Origin of the sequence: Bordetella sp. BOR01, from assembly GCF_019218885.1 — a bacterium.
Lineage (GTDB): Bacteria > Pseudomonadota > Gammaproteobacteria > Burkholderiales > Burkholderiaceae_B > Bordetella_A.
Window position 1 is genome coordinate 548475 of sequence record NZ_JAHUWT010000001.1, and the last position, 17107, is coordinate 565581.

Here is a 17107-nt window from a genome sequence, read left to right on the forward strand (position 1 = left end):
CAAATTTCCTGGGGAATCGCGTTTTTTTTGTTTTTCGGCTGCCGTTTATCATCCAAGCCGTCCAGTCCAGCCTTAATGGGAATGGGACAGCAGCGCCTGTTCGATCCGTCGTGCCGAGTTCAGTAGCCGAAGGTCATTGCCGGCGGAATCGACTAGCTGTATGCCGATGGGCAATCTTGCCGTCTGGCCCAGGCCGAATGGCAGAGTGATGCAAGGCGCCCCGATCGTGGTCCAGGTGCGATTGAACACAGAATCACCTGTTCCGGTCGTCAAGCGGGGGGCTTCGCCAGGCGCGCTGAAGGTCATCAGGCAGTCGTATCCTTCCAGGGCTTGCGCCAAGGCTCTGCGGCCTTCGGCCGCAAGCGCCAATGCCTCTTGGTAAACCGGCGCCTGAATGCGCCGGCCACGTTCGACCAACTGCTTGGCCGCCTCGCTCATTGCGCGATGGTGGGATTTGAACTCAGCCGCAAGCGCGCGAGCGGCTTCATAAGCCATGATGGTGCGGTTGCATTCGCTCATGCGTATGAATACTGCTAGCGGCAGGTCAATGGGCTCCACTTGGTAGCCTGCCTTGATCAGCCGCTGGCGCGCGCGTTCAAGTGCATGATGCGCATCCATGTCGGCTTGATCTGCATACGGGCCGGGATAGAAACCTATCCGGCGCGTTGCCGGCCCGGCCGTTTGTTGCCTGGCCTGTGCATTGGCCGAAAGCACGGCGAACAATACGGCCACATCGCCTGCCGAACGCGCAAACAGCCCAACCGTGTCCATGGAAGGCGCGAGCGGTTTCATGCCGGTGGACGGAACGATGCCACGGGTTGGTTTGTAGCCCACCACACCGCAGTACGCTGCCGGGCGTATGGTCGAGCCGCCTGTTTGCGAGCCTAGCGCCAACGTGCACATTCCGTCGGCCACGGCCGCCGCAGAGCCGCTGGATGAGCCACCGGGCGTGTGCTCTGGATTGAGAGGATTTACCGTCGGGCCGGGATGCACATAGGCGAACTCGGTCGTTACGGTCTTGCCCATGATGACGGCGCCTGCCGCCTGCAAGCGCCGGATCACTTCCGCGTCGCTCGCTGGCATGTGGCCGCGATAGATCGGCGAACCGTAGGCCGTGGGCATGTCCCTGGTATCGATAATGTCCTTCACGCCGACCGTGACACCATCGAGTGGGGCGTTGCGGCCATTTTGCGGCGCCCGCGTCGCCTGTTGCAATACGGCGTCGGGGTTGTGGAATGACCATGCCTTGACGACAGGTTCGCGCAACGCAATCTGTTCGAGCTGGGCGTGCAGAACTAGCTGCGCGGTCGAGCTTCCCGCTACGCTGCCTTCGGTGATATCGACTGCCGAGCGGAAACGAATTGCACGATCCAGCGGTTGGTTCATATCAAGGAGTGGTTTGCATGTCCGCTGTCAGGCAACGGCGCGACATGTCTTGTGGCTGGCAGGATCGATTATTCTAAGTCAAAGAGCCTGCCACTACCACGCCGCGCGATTCGATTCAGCAAGGATCAAAGCGTCCTTGCCTAGCCCATCACCAGAGTCTGTCCATGGAAATGCGCCAAATCCGGTACTTCGTCCGAGTGATAGAGCTTGGCAGCATGAGCCGTGCGGCCGCTGACCTGGGCGTCGTGCAATCTGCGCTCAGCCAGCAGATCAGCCGCTTGGAAGGAGAGCTGAGCGTACGGTTGCTGACGCGCACGTCGCGCGGCATTACCGCTACCCAGGCCGGGCTGGCATTCCTGCCCGAAGCCAGGTTGATCCTGCGCCACGCCGAACAGGCGCGCCGCGCCGCGCAGTTATCGCGTTTAAGCGGCACGGTCAGCGTCGGCCTGGCCCCCACCACGGTTTCCATCCTGGCCTTGCCATTCATGCGCGCCATGCACGAGCGCTATCCCGATGTCCGCTTGCATATGGTCGAAAGCCTGTCGGGACATCTGGCCGACATGCTGGACCGCCGGCAGCTGGATCTGGCAATTCTGTTCAACATCAACGTCAGCGCAAGATGGAACACCTTGCCGCTGATCGAGGAAGAACTTTTCTTGATCCAGTCCGCTCAAGCCGCCACACGGCTCAGTGCGCCGGTCGTGCAGGTTGGGTGCCTGAAAGACATACCCATGATCCTGCCAACCGAATCGCACGGCTTGCGCAGCAAACTCGACGCAGCCTTCAACCGCGCCGGCATCAAGCCGCTGATCGTGTCAGAAATCGACTCGCTTGCCATGCTGATGGATTCGGTCAATGCTGGATTGGGCGCCACCATACAGCCCAGCGCTGCGGTGCGCCGCTTTCCGGATGCGGCCGACCGTTTCGTGCTGAGCGAGATCACCGACCTGCAGGACCGTCATGTGAATGTACTGTGCAGCCTGGCCGACGGCGAATTGTCTCCGGCGGCGCTGTGCACCCGCTTGGTGCTGACACATTGCGTTCGTACCCTCGTGCAGGCCCAGCACTGGCCGGATGCGCGCCTGACCGATCTGTTTTCGTGATGGCTCTATCCGATTTCGAGACTATGCAAGCCGGTACCTGCTAGTTAAGGTGCCCCTATACCGGCGTGCAACAACGGGCCGGGCCAACAACAAGGGGCTCGTATGAAATCTCTTCCTCGCACCGCGCTGGCGGCGGTAGCTTTGCTGATCTCTCTACCCACGACCGCGTCGGAGCAATGGCCCACCCGCCCGATCAGGTTGGTGGTTCCGTTCGCGGCGGGCGGTTCGGTGGATGTGACGGCGCGGGTGTTGGCCAAGGGCCTGGCGCCCAGGCTGGGCCAGGCCGTTGTCGTGGAAAATCGCACGGGTGCGGCCGGTTTCATCGGTACCCAGAACGTGGTCAATTCACCTGCGGACGGTTACAGCATTGTGATGGCCAGCGCCGGCATCATTTCCGTTGCTCCGTATCTCTATAAGGACATGCCGTTCGATCCCACGAAGGATCTGGCGCCCATTACGCCCGTGGTGGATGGCGTCAACGTCCTTGTCGTCCGCCCCAAGAGCCCCGCGACTACGGTGGGTGCGTTCATCGATATGGCGAAGGCCGAGCCGGGCAAGCTGAACTTTGGTTCGTCCGGTGTCGGGGCGTCCGACTACATGGCCACGCAGCTTTTCATGGCCATGACCGACACGCGCATGACCAATATCTCTTATCGAGGAGGCGGTCCGGCCATGGTGGATTTGCTGGCCGGCAATGTCGATTTCATGCTCTCGGCCGTTGCGCCGGCCGTCAGCCAGATCAAGGCGGGCCAGTTGCGCGCGCTGGGCGTGACCTCGTCCGAGCGTCTGGAAGTGCTGCCCGATGTGCCCACCATTGCGGAAGCGGGCGTGCCGGGTTACGACTCGGTCGCCTGGTACGGCCTGTTCGCGCCTGCCGGCACGCCGGCCGCCATAATCGATCGCATCAACCGGGAAACCGCGGAAGTCTTGAAAGACCCAGGGGTGCGCAAGCAGTTGGTTGACTCCGGGCTGTTACCACATATCAGCTCACCCCAAGAGTTCGCTGCTTATATCGCGGCAGATTCGAAGAAGTGGGGCGATGTCGTGAAAGCCAACGATATCAAGGTGGAGTAAGCGATGTCGGTGCATTACCTGGATAAGTTGGCGCAGTTTATTTGCCAGACACAATTAACCGACCTGGATGACTTTACGCTGCAACATGGCCGCTGGGTGATCGCAGATTCGCTTCCGGTTATCGGGGCGGGCATGCAAATTCCTGAGATGAAGGCGTTCGCCGATGCGCACCTGGCACGGGCCGCTGCGGGCCCGGCCTGGGTGCTGGGTACCGGACGCCGTGCCGCGCCGCTCGATGCGGGCCTGCTCAACGGCAGCGCCGGTTGCTGGCTGGAGCTGGATGAGGGCAATCAATTTGCCAAGGGCCACCCGGGAATCCAGGTGGTCCCGGCCGCCTTGGCGGTAGCCCAGGAAATCGGTGCCTCGGGTGGCGATTTTCTGCTTGCGACCATACTGGGCTACGAGGTTTGCTCGCGCATCAATCGCGCTGCCGATATGCGTTTGTCCATCCATCCGCACGGCACCTATGGCGTGATCGGCGCCGCGGTTGCCGTCGGCAAGTTGCGCGGGCTTTCGGTAACGCAAATGCGCGAACTGATCAGCATGGCGGCGACCATGGGCATGGCAACCAGCCGCAATACTCTGCTGGAAGGCTCTACAGTGCGGAACATCTATTCCGGGCATTCCGCGTATATGGGCCAGGTCGCGGTGCAGATGGCGCTGACCGGCTTCAAAGGCGAAATCGATGGCGTCGAGTCGGTATACGGCGGCGGGGTGGTATCGGATCGCTACGCTGCCGACAGCGTGATGGAGGGCCTGGGCAATGATTGGCTTATCGCGATGGGATACTTCAAGCTGCACCCGACCGGGCGTTATGTGCACAGTGCCATTGACGCGCTAGAGGACGCCATCGCACAGGCTGGCGGCCATATCGACCCGGCCGGCATCGAGCGAATCGAAGTCAAGGGTTACAAGCTGGCGGCCATGCTCAGCGGCAAGGACATCACCACCAGCTTCGGAGGCCGCTTTTCCATACCATTTGCACTTGCGACGATTCTGCACCACGGCAAGTCCGGGCTGGCGTCGTTCGATGACGCCGCGGTGGCCAACCGCGCGGTGCAGGAATTGGTCCAGCGGGTATTCGTATCGGAAGACCCGGCATATACGGCGGCTTATCCGGGGTGCCAGCGTTGCGATGTCATCGTTCATGCTGCCGGCAAGCCTCCTGTGGCGGGCCATTGCGAAATGACCAAAGGAGAGCGGGCCCGCCCGCACAGCCAGAAAGAACTGGAAGGAAAATTCATGTCGCTGGGTACGCCCCTCTGGGGTGATGCCACGACGCGTAGGCTGTACGATGCCTTTATGCGCATCGAGCGCATTGGCGATATGGGCGAATTCTCGGCTGGCCTCAACCTGTAATCGACTTGCGACGGACCTGATCATGCTGAAGACCCACGGACGCTATGACTACTCGGCGATTTCCCGCCGCCCGGACTATAGTTTTCCCGAAGGAAAGCGCCTGGCGGTGCACCTGTCTTTGAACGTGGAGCACTTCGCGTTTGGCGAAGGGCTGGGCAACGATTATGGTGTGCCGCAGGCCCAGCCGAATGTGCGTAGTTTTGCCTGGCGTGATTACGGCAACCGCGTTGGCGCCTGGCGCTTGCTGGAGTTCGCGGATACGTATGAACTGCCGCTTGAACTGTTGGTCAACACAGAACTCTACCAATACTGTCCACAAATGATTGCCGCTTTCTCGGCGCGTGGCGACGAGATCGTCGGCCATGGCCGAACCAATGCCGAGCGCCAGGGCGACATGGCGCTCGAGCAAGAGCGCACCGCCATTCACGAGGCAACCGCGGCAATCGCTCACCACGAGGGCCAGCCGCCCATGGGGTGGCTGGCGCCCTATATATCGCAGACCCACGACTCGCTGGATCTGCTGCAGGAAGCCGGCTACCGTTACATGATGGATTGGCCCCTGGATGACCAGCCGGTCTGGTTCAACACCCGGCACGGACGCATTCTGGCCATTCCCTACGCGCAGGACTTGAACGACTCTATCGAAATCGTCACGCGTCGGACCCCGTCGCAAGTTTTCTGCGAGAACCTCATCGACCAGTTCGACGAGATGCTTCAGGAATCCGAGCGTCGTCCGCTGGTCATGAGCATCGTGCTGCACAGTTTCATACTGGGCCAACCGCACCGGCTGCGCCGGTTCCGGAAAGTCATCGAGCATATCCTGCGGCACCGCGATAAGGTCTGGCTGGCGCGGGCAGGAGAGATCTGCAGGTTCATGGAATCGTTGCCCGCCGGCATAGTGCCGGGTAGTGAAGGCTACGCCGATCGCCAATGATCCGCTGTCCATGGGGCGTGACCCCGATGGCAGGCAAGTGCCCGAAAGCGTAGTACCTCGCGTATGGCAGATAGAATAGGGTCTGCAAGGCCTTGTCATAATCAGGGCAATGGCATTTTTGTGGAGGCAGGAAGCATGTCCATTCAAACCTTGGGCCGCTGCAGCGTCGCGCTGTGTCTCGTCGCGCTGGCCGGGTGCTCTTCAGGCGGATCGGGGACCATGAGCCGATTGTTCAACGAGTGCACCTGGAACCGTAGCGGGTGCATGCATGAGGGCTCGTATGAAGCGGATGAAGAGGACTACGCCGAAGAGGAAGCGGCGCGCCTGAACAAGGCCCAGTCCGTCAGGTTTCGCCGTGGCTCTGGTGACTGATACGGGCGGGTGAAGCTTGATCGCATGGCGGCATGGGGCCGAAGCGATATGATGAGACGTTCCCCCTTTCTATTCGGTGGCATCCATGATCCGATTGACTCGCGCACCTGACATGATGCTGGGCCAACATTGGGCCAACCTGCTGGAGCAGGCGGGGATAGCCTGCCGCCTGACCAGCCGGTATCTGCAGGGGGGCGCGGGGGAAATCCCGGTGGACCAATGCGGTCCCGATCTTTGGCTGGAAGACGAGCGCGACAAGGATGCGGCGATGCGCATCATCGACGGGCGTGGCGATGATGCCTCTGCGGTGCGACCGCACTGGCGGTGCGATGCCTGCGGTGAATGGCTGGAGCCCCAGTTCTCGACGTGCTGGCAATGCGGCGCGATGCGGCCTGCCTAGGCCCATCAAGCCCGCTGCCTGGCATGGCCGGGCAATCCAGTCCTGACAATGATCAAGACACCGCGCCCAGGCCGTACTTGCCTGTCAGCAGCGCGCCGGTCTGGAAGCGTTCGATGGAATACGGCTGCAGCGAAACATCGGTGGGCAGGCCCAGCGTCTCCTGGGCAAGAATGCGGCCCACCATGGGAGACAGCTTGAAGCCGTGGCCGGAAAAACCGTAGCCGACCAACAGTCCGTCGATGCCGGGCAGTTTGCCCAATACCGGGTTCCAGTCGGGGGTGACATCGTAGACGCCCGTCCACGATGAAGCGATGCCGGCGGTTTCGTAGCCGGGGAAGCGCTGCGCGACCTGGGTGCCGACGTCGACGATATAGTCCATCGGGATATCGCCTTGTTCCACTTCGGCCGTGTCCAGAGCTTGCCCCGCGATGCCTTCGCTGACCAGCATCTGGTTGCCGCCGTAGCTGCGGCAGTACAGCATGCCCGGCGAGGCCAGGTCTTTGAAGACCGGCATCGAAAACGTGTACTTCGCGGCGCTGCACTCCAGCGCAAGCACTGCATGTCGTTCGGGTACCACCGGTAGCTTGCGGCCGGTCCAGCCGGCCAGTTCCGGGGTCCAGATATTCTGGGTGCTGATGACCGTGGCCGCGTTGAAGTCGCCGGCAGAGGTCGATACCCCGACGATCCTGCCGTTCTCGGTCAGCAGGTGCCTGGCCTCGACGTTCTCGCGCACGGTGATGCCGGCGCGGCGCGCGGCGCGCGCAAAACTGGTGGCGACCAGATAGGCATCGGCAAAACCCGCCTCGGGTTCGAAGCCTATCAGGGCGGCATCGTCGAATTGCGCGATGGGCAGCAGTTCGCGCGCCTGTTGCTGGGTCAACGACTCCAGCGCAATACCCTGGTCTTGCTGTTGCTGCAACGCTGCCCGCAGCGGACCGAGCTTGTCGCCTTCGGGGGCGGCGATCAGGTAGCCGCACTTGACCAGGCCGCACGAGGCTTCTTCATCTTCCAGGTATTGGGGGAAATCGCTGAATACCCGCCAGGACTGCCGCGCCAGCTCGACGTTCTCTTTGACCGAGTAGTGCGTGCGCAGAATGCCGGACGACTGGGACGTCGTTCCGGCGCCGATGGTGCCGCGGTCCAGAAGAAGGACATTCTTCGTGCCGAGCCTGGCAAGATGAAATGCTACCGAGCTGCCGATGACGCCGGCGCCGATGACAACCACGTCGTACCTGTTCACGAGTCTGTTTTCCGGTTCTGAGAAAGGTGAGCGGGGCCTTGCCGGCACCCGCTCGTTGGGATGGTGTCCAGGCCCGCCTACGAAGGCGTGATGCCCGCAGCTTCGACATAGCCTTTCCAGCGCAGCTTGTCTTGCTTGACGAAGGCGTCGATTTCCTTCGGCGTGGCGGGCGGATAGGTCAGGAAACCCTGGTCCGTGTAGGTCTTTTGCACGGCGGGCTTGTCTATGGTTTGCTGGAATTCCTTGTGCAGCAGGTCGACGATATCGGCAGGCGTCTTGCGTGGCGCGAAAACCGCATGCCAGGTGACGACTTCATAGTTGTCCTTGACGACGCTGGCTATCGTGGGAAGCTGTGGCGCCCAAGGCAGGGGTTCGCCACTGGAGACCGCAAGAGGCACCAGTTTGCCGGCCTTGACCAGCGGATCGACCACCGACCACGCGTCGATGTGGAAAGTGTTGCGTCCGGCCGCCAGGTCGGACATCGCGGTCATGTCCTTGTACGGAACATGCAGCACCTCGGATGCACCGATTTTCTTGCAGAAAATCGCGCCCGCGATATGGCTGGATGTGCCCACGCCATAAGAGCTGAAGCTGCATTTGGACGGGTTCTTGCGGATGTACTGGACCAGCTCGTCCGCCGTCTTGACGCCCAGCCCGGCATTGGTGACCAATACCAGTGGCAGTTTGGCGGTGCGCGACACGGCCGCGAAGTCGTGGTCCGGGTCGAAAGGCAGCGTGCGATAGACGTACGGGTTGATGCAGAACGGCGTGGCGGTGGAATAGAGCAGGGTCTTGCCGTCCGGGGGCGATATGCCCACTTGGCGGGTGCCGATGTTGCCGGCCGCCCCAGGCTTGTTCTCGACAATGAAATTGCCGCCCAGGCGTTCAGAGACATCGTTGACCAGCAGGCGGGCGATGACGTCCGTGCTGCCTCCGGCCCCGTAGGGCACGATGACCGTGACCGGACCGTCGGGATACGATCCTGGCTGCGCCAGCGCCAAGCGGGGCAGGGCGGCGGCACCGCACAGGCCGGACAGGACTCTCAGGGCATTGCGACGTTGCGTGTTCATGGATTACTCCTGTAGTTTGGACCACGTCCGACCCCTTTCTTGCGGCTCGGGCTTGCGGCCCGGGCCCGCATCGGACGGTGCAAGGATTCAGCGAGCCCTCCAGTGGTCGTAGGCGTCTCGCGCCTGGTACCAACTGCCTATGGCGAACAGAAACCAGGTATTGCCGAAGTAAAAAGGATGGCCGGGAATTTCCCCCATGTCGAAGGCGTTGATCGGATCGCGGGACTGTGCGGCGATCTTGCGGCCCACACTGTGTCCCAGGTAGCTCATCATGGCGACGCCGCTGCCGTTGCAGCCCAGCGCGTAATGCAGTCCGTCGGACCCGCCGATATGCGGCATGGAGTCCAGCGTCATCGCGACCTTGCCGCCCCAGCTGTGCGTGATGCGTGTTTCTGCCAGTTGGGGAAAGCGCTTGACCATCGCGCGATGCAACAGGCGGGCGGTGGTTTCTTCACTGGCCGATGTGAAACGCGCGCGCCCGCCGAACAGCAGGCGGCGGCCATCGGGCGACAGGCGATAGTGATTGACCACGCGTCGCGACTCGGAAACGGCGCGATTGGTGGGCAGCAGGCTGGCCGCCAGGTCGGGCGCGAGTTCCTCGGTGGCAATCATGGACGTGGCGATGGGCACCACTTTGCGCTGCAGGCCGGCCAGGTTCGCACCGGTATAGCCGTTGGTGGCGATCACCACCTGTTGCGCACGCACTGTGCCGCGTGGCGTGGCGATCTCGTAGCCGCCAGCCTGTCGCGTGATGCGCTCGACCGGCGTGTTGCCGTGGATGCGCGCGCCGGCAGCGCGCGCGGCGTGCAGCATGCCGCCATACAACTGCGCGGGTTGCAGGTGGCCGGCGCGTTCTATCAGGGCGGCGCCATGGTAGATGCGGGATCCGATCTCGGGTTCCAGCGCTTCGCGCGGGATCATCCGCGCGTGCGATCCGGTGCAGGCGTTCAACTGCTCGATACGATCTTTCCAGGCCTCGCAGTGCTGCGGCACCCACATGGTGGTAAGCCGGCCCGTCTTGTGCCAGCCGCACTGGATGTCGTGTGCGTCGATCAGCGATTCCAGGTAGGTCATGGATGCCGCGGCGTCGCGCAGCCGCGCCGCCAGGCGCTGCTCGCGTTCCCGGGGGCTTTCGCCCACGGCGGCGAGCGCCTTTTTCTGCACGTTGACGCCGCCCGATACCTGTCCGCCGGATCGCGTGCTGGCGCCCTGGCCAGGGCGGCCGGCCTCTAGCACCAGCGCGTCGATACCCGCCTGGCGCAGCGTCAAGGCGCAGCAGATGCCGGCATAGCCGGCGCCGACGATGACCACGTCGGCGTTGGCCGGCAGCGTATCGTCGCCGGGGTCGGGCGGTTCATAGGCTTCCCACCAATAGGGGCGCCGCTGGAAATCCGGCGCGAAGATATCGGCTGAAGAGGCCATGCGGGGCTCCTGGGATGTGGGTAAGGGTGTTGCCGTCAGGCGCGTGCCGCTGCGAATTCGTGCAGGGACGCAAGCGGGGGCAGGTCGGTATAACGCTCGCTCAACTGCGCGTAGAGGCGATCGATGTCGGCCGCGCCGCCGTCGGCCGGCGGGGCCGTGCCGGCCAGCGCGGCGAACATCTGGTGCTTGACGAAATGCCGCCAGCTGACCGGGATGGCCGCCAGGATCCGCGTCATCGCGTCATAGCGTGCCGCCGTCCAGATGTCCTCGAACCGCGAACGCCCCGGGCCGTAGTCGAAATGCTCCACGTTGCCGGACTTGTCGCTGCGCAGTTCGCGCGTGGCGGCCTCGTCCACCGTCAGGTCGTCGCGCACCACCACGCCGTAGGCTGCGCGAGCACGGTGCGGCGAGACAAAACCGCAGTGCACGTCGTCCAGTACGCGTGCGATGGGGCGCTCGTACGGATGTCCGTAGCCGCCACCGGCCGGTCCTTGAAGGCGGATGACATCGCCCGGCGCGCAATTGACCAGGTCGCTGTTGCGCAGCTCTTCGGGCTGTGCAGAGTCTGGGTTCTTGATGAAGCGCGAGTTGGCGCCCGCCTTGCCGCCCACCACTCCCCAGGCGGCCAGTTCCGAGCGATTGCGGTTGCGCGCGGTGACTACGCCGTTGGGCGCCAGCACCTTGAATTCCATGGTCGCGGCGTTGCCGCCGCGCAAGCGACCCGCGCCGCCGGTGTCGGGTACCAGGCCGTAGCGGATGATCTCGATGGGCACTTCGGCTTCGTTGATTTCCACCGGTGTGTTCTTCAGGAAGGCGTTGTTGGCGCCGCAGCCTTCCACGCCGTCGTAGTCCGGTCCGCCGCCGGCACCACCGCCGCAAGGCCCGATCGAGGACAGCACTTGGCGGCCTTCGCGGGTGGCCGTCTTGACGTTCAGCAGCGTCGAGCCGCCGGCGGGGCAGGCCGGCAGGCGGTTCGGTACGGCACGGTTGAAGACGCCGAAGGTGCAGGCCTGGATGACCGCCGCCATCAGGCTGCGCATGCCCACGGCCGCTGGCGCGTGTGGATTGACGACCGAGCCTTCGGGCAGGACGGCGTTCATGGGACGCACCGAGCCGGCATTGAGCACATTGCGGGGCGCCAGCGTATGCATGACGTAGATCAGGCCCACCGTGATGACGGAATGGTGCCCGTCTCCGCCGGTGGGAACGTTCAGCGACGATGCAACCTGCGGATCGCTGCCGGTGAAGTCCAATTCAAGCTCGTCGCCGCGCACGCGCAGCGTGATGTGGATGCGGCAGGGGTAGCCGCCCACCGAGTCTTCGTCGGCGTATTCCGAGAATTCGTACTCGCCATCGGGAATGTCGCGTATCAGGGTGCGCGTCTGCTGCTCGGCGTAGTCCAGGATGGCTTCGGCCCCCTGCATGAATTCGTCAATGCCGAATCGGTCGATGATCTCGTGCACTTTGCGTTCGCCGACGTTCAGGGCGGCAATCTGCGCGTTCAGGTCGCCGTGGTTCTGGTCGGGCATGCGCACATTGACCTGCATGATGCGCAGCAGTTTCTCGTCGATGACGCCGTCGCGCATCAACAGCATGGGCGGGATGCGCAAGCCCTCCTGGTGCACCTCGGTAAGGGTGCGCGACAGCGAGGCCGGCACGGCCCCGCCCATGTCGGTATTGTGGATGTGGGTGCCCACGAAGCAGGCCAGCCTGCCTTCGTAGAAGACCGGTTTCCACAGGTGCATGTCGGGCGTGTGCGTAGAGACGTAGCCGCTATACGGGTCATTGGTCAGGAAGATGTCGCCTACGCGGTAGTCGTCGAACATGGCGATGACCCGGCCGTAATCCAGGCCGGTGTACCAGGTGGCGCCGAATGTCTTGGGCGAGGCGAAGGTCTTGCCCGACGGGGTCATCAGCTGGGCGGAGAAGTCCTCGGTTTCCTTGACGAAGGTGGAATAGGCCGTGCGCATCAGCGTATAGCCCATGGCTTCGGCGGCGGCGGTGCAGTGATTGGCAAGCACCTGCAGGCGGAAATTGTCCACGGTCATGGTCACGACGCGGCTCCTTCGGAAGTGATGCGCAGATTGGCGTATTCGTCGACATGGCATTCGTGGGCGCAGGGAATCACGGTGGTGCAGTCGTCCTGCGTCACGATCGCCGGGCCGCTGAAGTGCTGGCCGGCACTCAATGCGGTGCGGCTGTACAGGTCCACATCGCGGAAATCTCCATCCAGCCACACGCGCAGCGTGCGTTCCGGCCGTGGCGTTCCGGGGCGCGGCTCGTGGCGCGGGAAGCGCGGCTTGTCGTTGTTGCCCGAGATCACCACGCGCAGGCTGACGATTTGCACCGGCGCATGCTCGTCGGCATGCCCGTACAACTGACGGTGCATGTCATGGAAGGCCTGGCCCACCGCTTCGACATTGGTGGCCGCCAAATGGGCGGGGTCCAGCACGGTGTCGATCTCGTACGATTGGCCGCGATAGCGCATTTCCGCCGAATAGACCAGTTCGGCCTGGTCGATGTGGCCCTGCTCTTGCATCAGCCACTGTTCGGCGCGCTGGCGCAGCGTGGCGTACTCATCGCGCACGGTCTGCAGGTTCGCCGGGTTCAGGTCCGTGTACACGGTTTTCAGGAAGTCGCTCTTCAGGTCGGCGATCAGGCCGCCCAGCGCGCTGAGCGTGCCGGGCGAGGGCGGGACGACGATCTCCTTGACCTTGATCTCGCGTGCCAGGAAGCAGCCCAGCATGGGGCCGGCGCCGCCGAAGGCCAGCACGGCGTATTCGCGCGGATCGATGCCGTAGCGCGACACCAGCCCGCTGACCTCGGCATACATGCCGGACACGGCGATCTGGATGATGGCTTCGGCGGTCTCTTCGATACTGCGGCCCAGCTTGCCGGCCAGTTCGCCGACCACCCGGCGTGACGCTTCGGCGTCGACTTCGACCGCCTGGTAGCCCAGGTCGGAATGCCCGACCAGGCCGCAGCAGACGAAGGCGTCGGTGATGGTGGCGCGCGTGCCGCCGCGCCGGTAGCAAGCGGGTCCGGGGCGCGACCCGGCGCTTTCCGGGCCCACCTTCAGGACACCCAGCGGGTCTACCCAGGCGATCGAGCCACCGCCTTCGCCCACCGAGGACACCGACACCGACGGGATATGGATCTGGAAGTCGCCGATCAGTTCGCCCACGCCGTACGTCGGCTTGCCATCGACGATGACGGCGATATCGGCGCTGGTGCCGCCGATGTCCAGGCTGAGGCAGCGCGCAATGCCCGCGGTGGCCGCCACGTGGCTGGCACCGATCACGCCGGCCGCGGTGCCCGACAGAATCATCTGCACGCAGTCGCGCTTGCCCTGCTCGGCGGTCATGACGCCGCCATTGGATTTGGTCAGGCGGGGTTCCGGCTTGACGCCGGCGTTGTTCAGGGCGCTTTGCAGCGAACCCAGGTAATGCGCGACCCGCGGCTGTACATAGCCGCCGATGACGGCGGTGACCGTGCGTTCGTACTCGCGGATGATGGGCCAGGTTTCGCTGGAGCAGGAAACCGGCAGGCCGGGGGCGAGCGATTCGACGATTTCCTTCACGCGCAGTTCGTGGGCCGGATTGCGATAGGCGTGCAGCAGCGAGATGACAATGCCTTCGGCGCCGGCGTCGCGCGCCCGCCCGACGGCGTGCCGGACGCTTTCCTCGTCGAGCGGCTTGCGCACCGAGCCGTCCGGCCCCATGCGTTCGGCGACGCCAAAGACCATGCTGCGCTTGACCAGCGGTTCGGGGCGCCGCGACAGCAAGTGGTACATGTCGGGGGTCTTCAGACGCGCGAGTTCCAGCACATCGCAGAAATTCTCGGTGGTGAACAGCGCCAGTTTCAGGCCCTTGCGCTGGATGACGGTGTTGATCCCCACGGTCGTGCCGTGGGTGAAGTAGCTGATCTGCCCGGGCTGGATGCCGTAGCGTTCGCCCAGCATGCGCACGCCGGCGATGACTTCTTCGCCCGGCTGGTCCGGACGGGAGAAAACCTTCAGGCTCTTGATTTCGCCGCTGTCTTCGTCAAACACGGCGAAGTCCGTGAACGATCCGCCGATGTCGACGCCAACTCTGTACCCCATGGGTGCTCCCAAATCTGTGTCGCGGAGTTCGAAACCCGCTTGCAGGTTAGCCCAAAGCAGGCTAAAATGTTCACTAGATGAACAAACATTTCATTTAGTGGTCAAATGAATGATAATAGGTCGGTCCAGAGGTGTCTAGCGGTGCTGCGCAGTTTTCGCAGCGGGCCAGGGCAATCCCTGACGGCGCTGTCCAGGGCGGTGGAACTACCGCACTCGACGGTGCTGCGGCTGCTCAATACGCTGCAAAGCGAAGGCTATGTGCGCAAAGAAGGCACGCTGTGGTCGCTGACCCCGCAATTGCTGGAAATCGGGTTTGCGGCGCTGGCCAATACGGGGGTGAACGATTTCATCCAGTCGTCGCTGCAGGCGCTGGCCGACAGGTGCTCGGGCACCGTCAATATCGGCGAAAAGAGCAAGGACCAGGCCATCATCATTGCGCGCGCCAGCTCCGAATCCGAGCGGCGCAAGATCCTGGTCGTCAATCTGCGCGTGGGCAGTTCGCTGCCGCCCGGCACTGCGCTGTGCTCGGCGCTGGACTTGCCGGAAGACCAATGGTCGATCGCGCACTACGCCGATCGCAAGGTCACCACGGTTGGCATATCGCTGTTCACGGGGCCGGCGCGCAGCCTGTCGCTGGGGCTTTCAGTCAATGACGACGAATATTCTCGCCCGCGCATAGAAAGCGAGCTGCTGCCAGCGCTGCGCGTCAAGCGCGACGAGATTCGGCGGCTGATGCGATTGGGCGACGTGTAGGCAATGCCTGCGCTTGCAGGCCCGGGCAGCGATAGCGAGCCGCCAAAAAAGAAAGCCGCCCCGAAGGGCGGCAGAAATCAGGCAAGGAAAGCTAGCTCGTTCTGTACAGGGAAGACAGTAACGAACCCGCATGACCGTATGATTTCAAGCTCAGTTCTTGCATGTATTCACGCAATTCGTGTTCGGCCGACGTAGGTAGGGTGCGGCCCGATTGCGAAACCAGTTGCTCGGCGGCCTGCAGGGTGCGTTGCGCCCGCGCCTCGGCTGAGTTGCGAGGAAGACCCGCTCGTCTTGGGTTAAGGGGGGCCATGAGAACTCCTGTTGAATCTCGGCCATGAACGTGGCTAAGAGACGATGATACTGAGCAACGTTTCAAAGTTTAAGTCAAGAAATGAAAATTGGCGCTATTTCATTGGCTTATGGGGGCCAGGCAAAGAAAAGCCGTTCCAAAGGGCGGTTGCCGGACGCAAGCCGGCCTGCGGCCTGCCGGGTCCCGTTCACGCTATGGCTGGGTGCATGCGCGTCCCGCCGTGTCCAGCCGAATGGTCTGCACGCTGCCGTCGATCGATAGTCTTGCGCCGGTATTGCGCTGCAGGGTATCGATGTCCATGCCGGCTACCATCGAGCGCAGTACGAACCGGTGGTCCTTGATGTCTACGATGGCCCAGTTGGTGTAAACCGTATCCACCACGCCGGCCGCGGTCAGCGGGTAGGTGCAGGTTTCCAGCAGCTTGGGTTCGCCTGCCTTGGTGGTGTGTTCCATCATGACCAGCACCTTGCGCGCGCCCACGGCCAGGTCCATGGCGCCACCGATGGCCGGAATGGCGTCGGGCGCATCGGTAATCCAGTTGGCCAGATCGCCGTTGGCGGCCACCTGGAAGCCGCCCAGGATCGAGAAGTCGAGATGTCCGCCGCGCATCATGGCGAACGAAATGGTGTGCTCGGTGATCGACGCGCCGGGCAGCAGCGTAACGGCGACGCGGCTGGCGTTGATCAGGTCCGGGTCGATGGCGCCGCCTTCGGCGGCCGGGCCCATGCCCAGGATGCCGTTTTCGCTGTGCAGCAGGATTTCGCGGTCAGTGGGCAGGTGGTCGGAAACCAGCGTGGGCATGCCTATGCCCAGGTTCACGGTGGCGCCTTCCGGGATGTCGCGCGCCACCAGCTGGGCGATCTGCTGGCGGTTCAAGGATAGCGGGTCGGTCATGTCGGGCTGCCTGCCAGAACGACGGATTGGACGAAGATGGCTTGGGTCATGACTTGCTCGGGTGGAATATCGCCAGCCTGCACGATCTGGTCGACCTGGGCGATGGCATGCCGCGATGCCATGCACATGACGGGGTTGAAGTTGCGCGCGGCCAGCCGGTAGGTCAGGTTGCCGAAGCGGTCGCCCTGGTGGGCGCGCACCAGCGCAAAATCGGCCGGCAGGGGCTGTTCCAGCACATAGCCCTTGCCATCGATGACGCATGTCTGCTTGCCCTCGGCCATCCAGGTGCCGTAGCCCGTGGGGGTGTAGAACGGGCCCAGGCCCGCCCCGGCGGCTCGCATGCGTTCGGCCAGGGTGCCCTGGGGCACGCATTCCAGTTCGACTTGCCCGGCGCGGTACGCGTGGGCGAATATTTCCGAACGCGGCGGGCGGGGATGCGAACAGATCACCTTGCGTACGCGGCCGGCGGCGATCAGTGCGGCAATACCTCGTTCGCCGGCACCGGCGTTGTTGCTGATCAGGGTCAGCCCGGTGGTGCCCATGGCCAGCAGCGTGTCGATGAGCTCGAACGGAATGCCCGCGTCGCCGAAGCCGCCGATCATGACGCTGGCGCCATCGGGAATGAGCGACAGCGCTTCGTCGTGCGACGACTTGATCTTGTTGATCATCGTGGTCCCTGTGTTGTGGT

General features: G+C 63.4%; 15 protein-coding genes. 7 read left to right on the forward strand and 8 right to left on the reverse strand.

Going from position 1 to position 17107, the window contains the following annotated elements; translation table 11 throughout:
- Nucleotides 1-72: 72 nt before the first annotated feature.
- Entirely contained in the window at nt 73-1386 is a 1314-nt protein-coding gene (locus KW845_RS02615; RefSeq protein ID WP_218367611.1) for an amidase, read from the reverse strand.
- Between the two features lie 164 nt (nt 1387-1550).
- Between KW845_RS02615 and KW845_RS02620 the strand changes: the two genes are divergently transcribed.
- The 6 genes from KW845_RS02620 to KW845_RS02645 all read left to right on the forward strand — a co-directional run bounded on the left by KW845_RS02620 (nt 1551) and on the right by KW845_RS02645 (nt 6628).
- Nucleotides 1551-2489 (forward strand): LysR substrate-binding domain-containing protein, encoded by a 939-nt coding sequence (locus KW845_RS02620; RefSeq protein ID WP_218367612.1) that lies wholly within the window; start codon nt 1551-1553, stop codon nt 2487-2489.
- A 102-nt stretch (nt 2490-2591) separates the two neighbouring features.
- The gene (locus tag KW845_RS02625; protein ID WP_218367613.1) at nt 2592-3563 is read left to right on the forward strand and encodes a tripartite tricarboxylate transporter substrate binding protein; all 972 of its coding nucleotides are present in this window, start codon (nt 2592-2594) and stop codon (nt 3561-3563) included.
- Between the two features lie 3 nt (nt 3564-3566).
- Nucleotides 3567-4922: an MmgE/PrpD family protein gene (locus KW845_RS02630; protein WP_218367614.1), complete on the forward strand. Its 1356-nt coding sequence runs from the start codon at nt 3567-3569 to the stop codon at nt 4920-4922.
- Between the two features lie 22 nt (nt 4923-4944).
- Nucleotides 4945-5856: a polysaccharide deacetylase family protein gene (locus KW845_RS02635; protein ID WP_218367615.1), complete on the forward strand. Its 912-nt coding sequence runs from the start codon at nt 4945-4947 to the stop codon at nt 5854-5856.
- Between the two features lie 135 nt (nt 5857-5991).
- Complete coding sequence (locus KW845_RS02640; RefSeq protein ID WP_218367616.1) at nt 5992-6228, forward strand: hypothetical protein; 237 nt, start codon at nt 5992-5994, stop codon at nt 6226-6228.
- An 85-nt stretch (nt 6229-6313) separates the two neighbouring features.
- Nucleotides 6314-6628 carry a DUF2007 domain-containing protein gene (locus KW845_RS02645; RefSeq protein WP_218367617.1) on the forward strand — a complete coding sequence of 105 codons (315 nt, stop codon included), beginning with the start codon at nt 6314-6316 and terminating at the stop codon, nt 6626-6628.
- A gap of 52 nt (nt 6629-6680) precedes the next feature.
- Here the strand turns inward: KW845_RS02645 and KW845_RS02650 are convergent, their stop codons facing one another.
- The 5 genes from KW845_RS02650 to KW845_RS02670 all read right to left on the reverse strand — a co-directional run bounded on the left by KW845_RS02650 (nt 6681) and on the right by KW845_RS02670 (nt 14462).
- Complete coding sequence (locus KW845_RS02650; protein ID WP_218367618.1) at nt 6681-7868, reverse strand: FAD-binding oxidoreductase; 1188 nt, start codon at nt 7866-7868, stop codon at nt 6681-6683.
- A gap of 77 nt (nt 7869-7945) precedes the next feature.
- A complete protein-coding gene (locus KW845_RS02655) occupies nt 7946-8938 on the reverse strand; it encodes a tripartite tricarboxylate transporter substrate binding protein (RefSeq protein ID WP_218367619.1) in 993 nt (330 codons plus the stop codon).
- Between the two features lie 87 nt (nt 8939-9025).
- Nucleotides 9026-10360, reverse strand: coding sequence for an FAD-binding oxidoreductase (locus KW845_RS02660; RefSeq protein ID WP_218367620.1), 1335 nt, complete (start codon nt 10358-10360; stop codon nt 9026-9028).
- A 35-nt stretch (nt 10361-10395) separates the two neighbouring features.
- Nucleotides 10396-12408, reverse strand: coding sequence for a hydantoinase B/oxoprolinase family protein (locus tag KW845_RS02665; RefSeq protein ID WP_218368599.1), 2013 nt, complete (start codon nt 12406-12408; stop codon nt 10396-10398).
- A 2-nt stretch (nt 12409-12410) separates the two neighbouring features.
- Complete coding sequence (locus tag KW845_RS02670; RefSeq protein WP_218367621.1) at nt 12411-14462, reverse strand: hydantoinase/oxoprolinase family protein; 2052 nt, start codon at nt 14460-14462, stop codon at nt 12411-12413.
- A 105-nt stretch (nt 14463-14567) separates the two neighbouring features.
- Between KW845_RS02670 and KW845_RS02675 the strand changes: the two genes are divergently transcribed.
- Nucleotides 14568-15215, forward strand: coding sequence for a helix-turn-helix domain-containing protein (locus tag KW845_RS02675; protein ID WP_218367622.1), 648 nt, complete (start codon nt 14568-14570; stop codon nt 15213-15215).
- Nucleotides 15216-15717: 502 nt separating this feature from the next.
- On the opposite strand, the gene KW845_RS02680 is transcribed toward KW845_RS02675, so the two are convergent.
- Complete coding sequence (locus KW845_RS02680) at nt 15718-16419, reverse strand: 3-oxoacid CoA-transferase subunit B (RefSeq protein WP_218367623.1); 702 nt, start codon at nt 16417-16419, stop codon at nt 15718-15720.
- Entirely contained in the window at nt 16416-17087 is a 672-nt protein-coding gene (locus KW845_RS02685) for a 3-oxoacid CoA-transferase subunit A (RefSeq protein WP_218367624.1), read from the reverse strand. Before KW845_RS02685 ends, KW845_RS02680 begins: the two co-directional genes overlap by 4 nt.
- Nucleotides 17088-17107 lie beyond the last annotated feature (20 nt).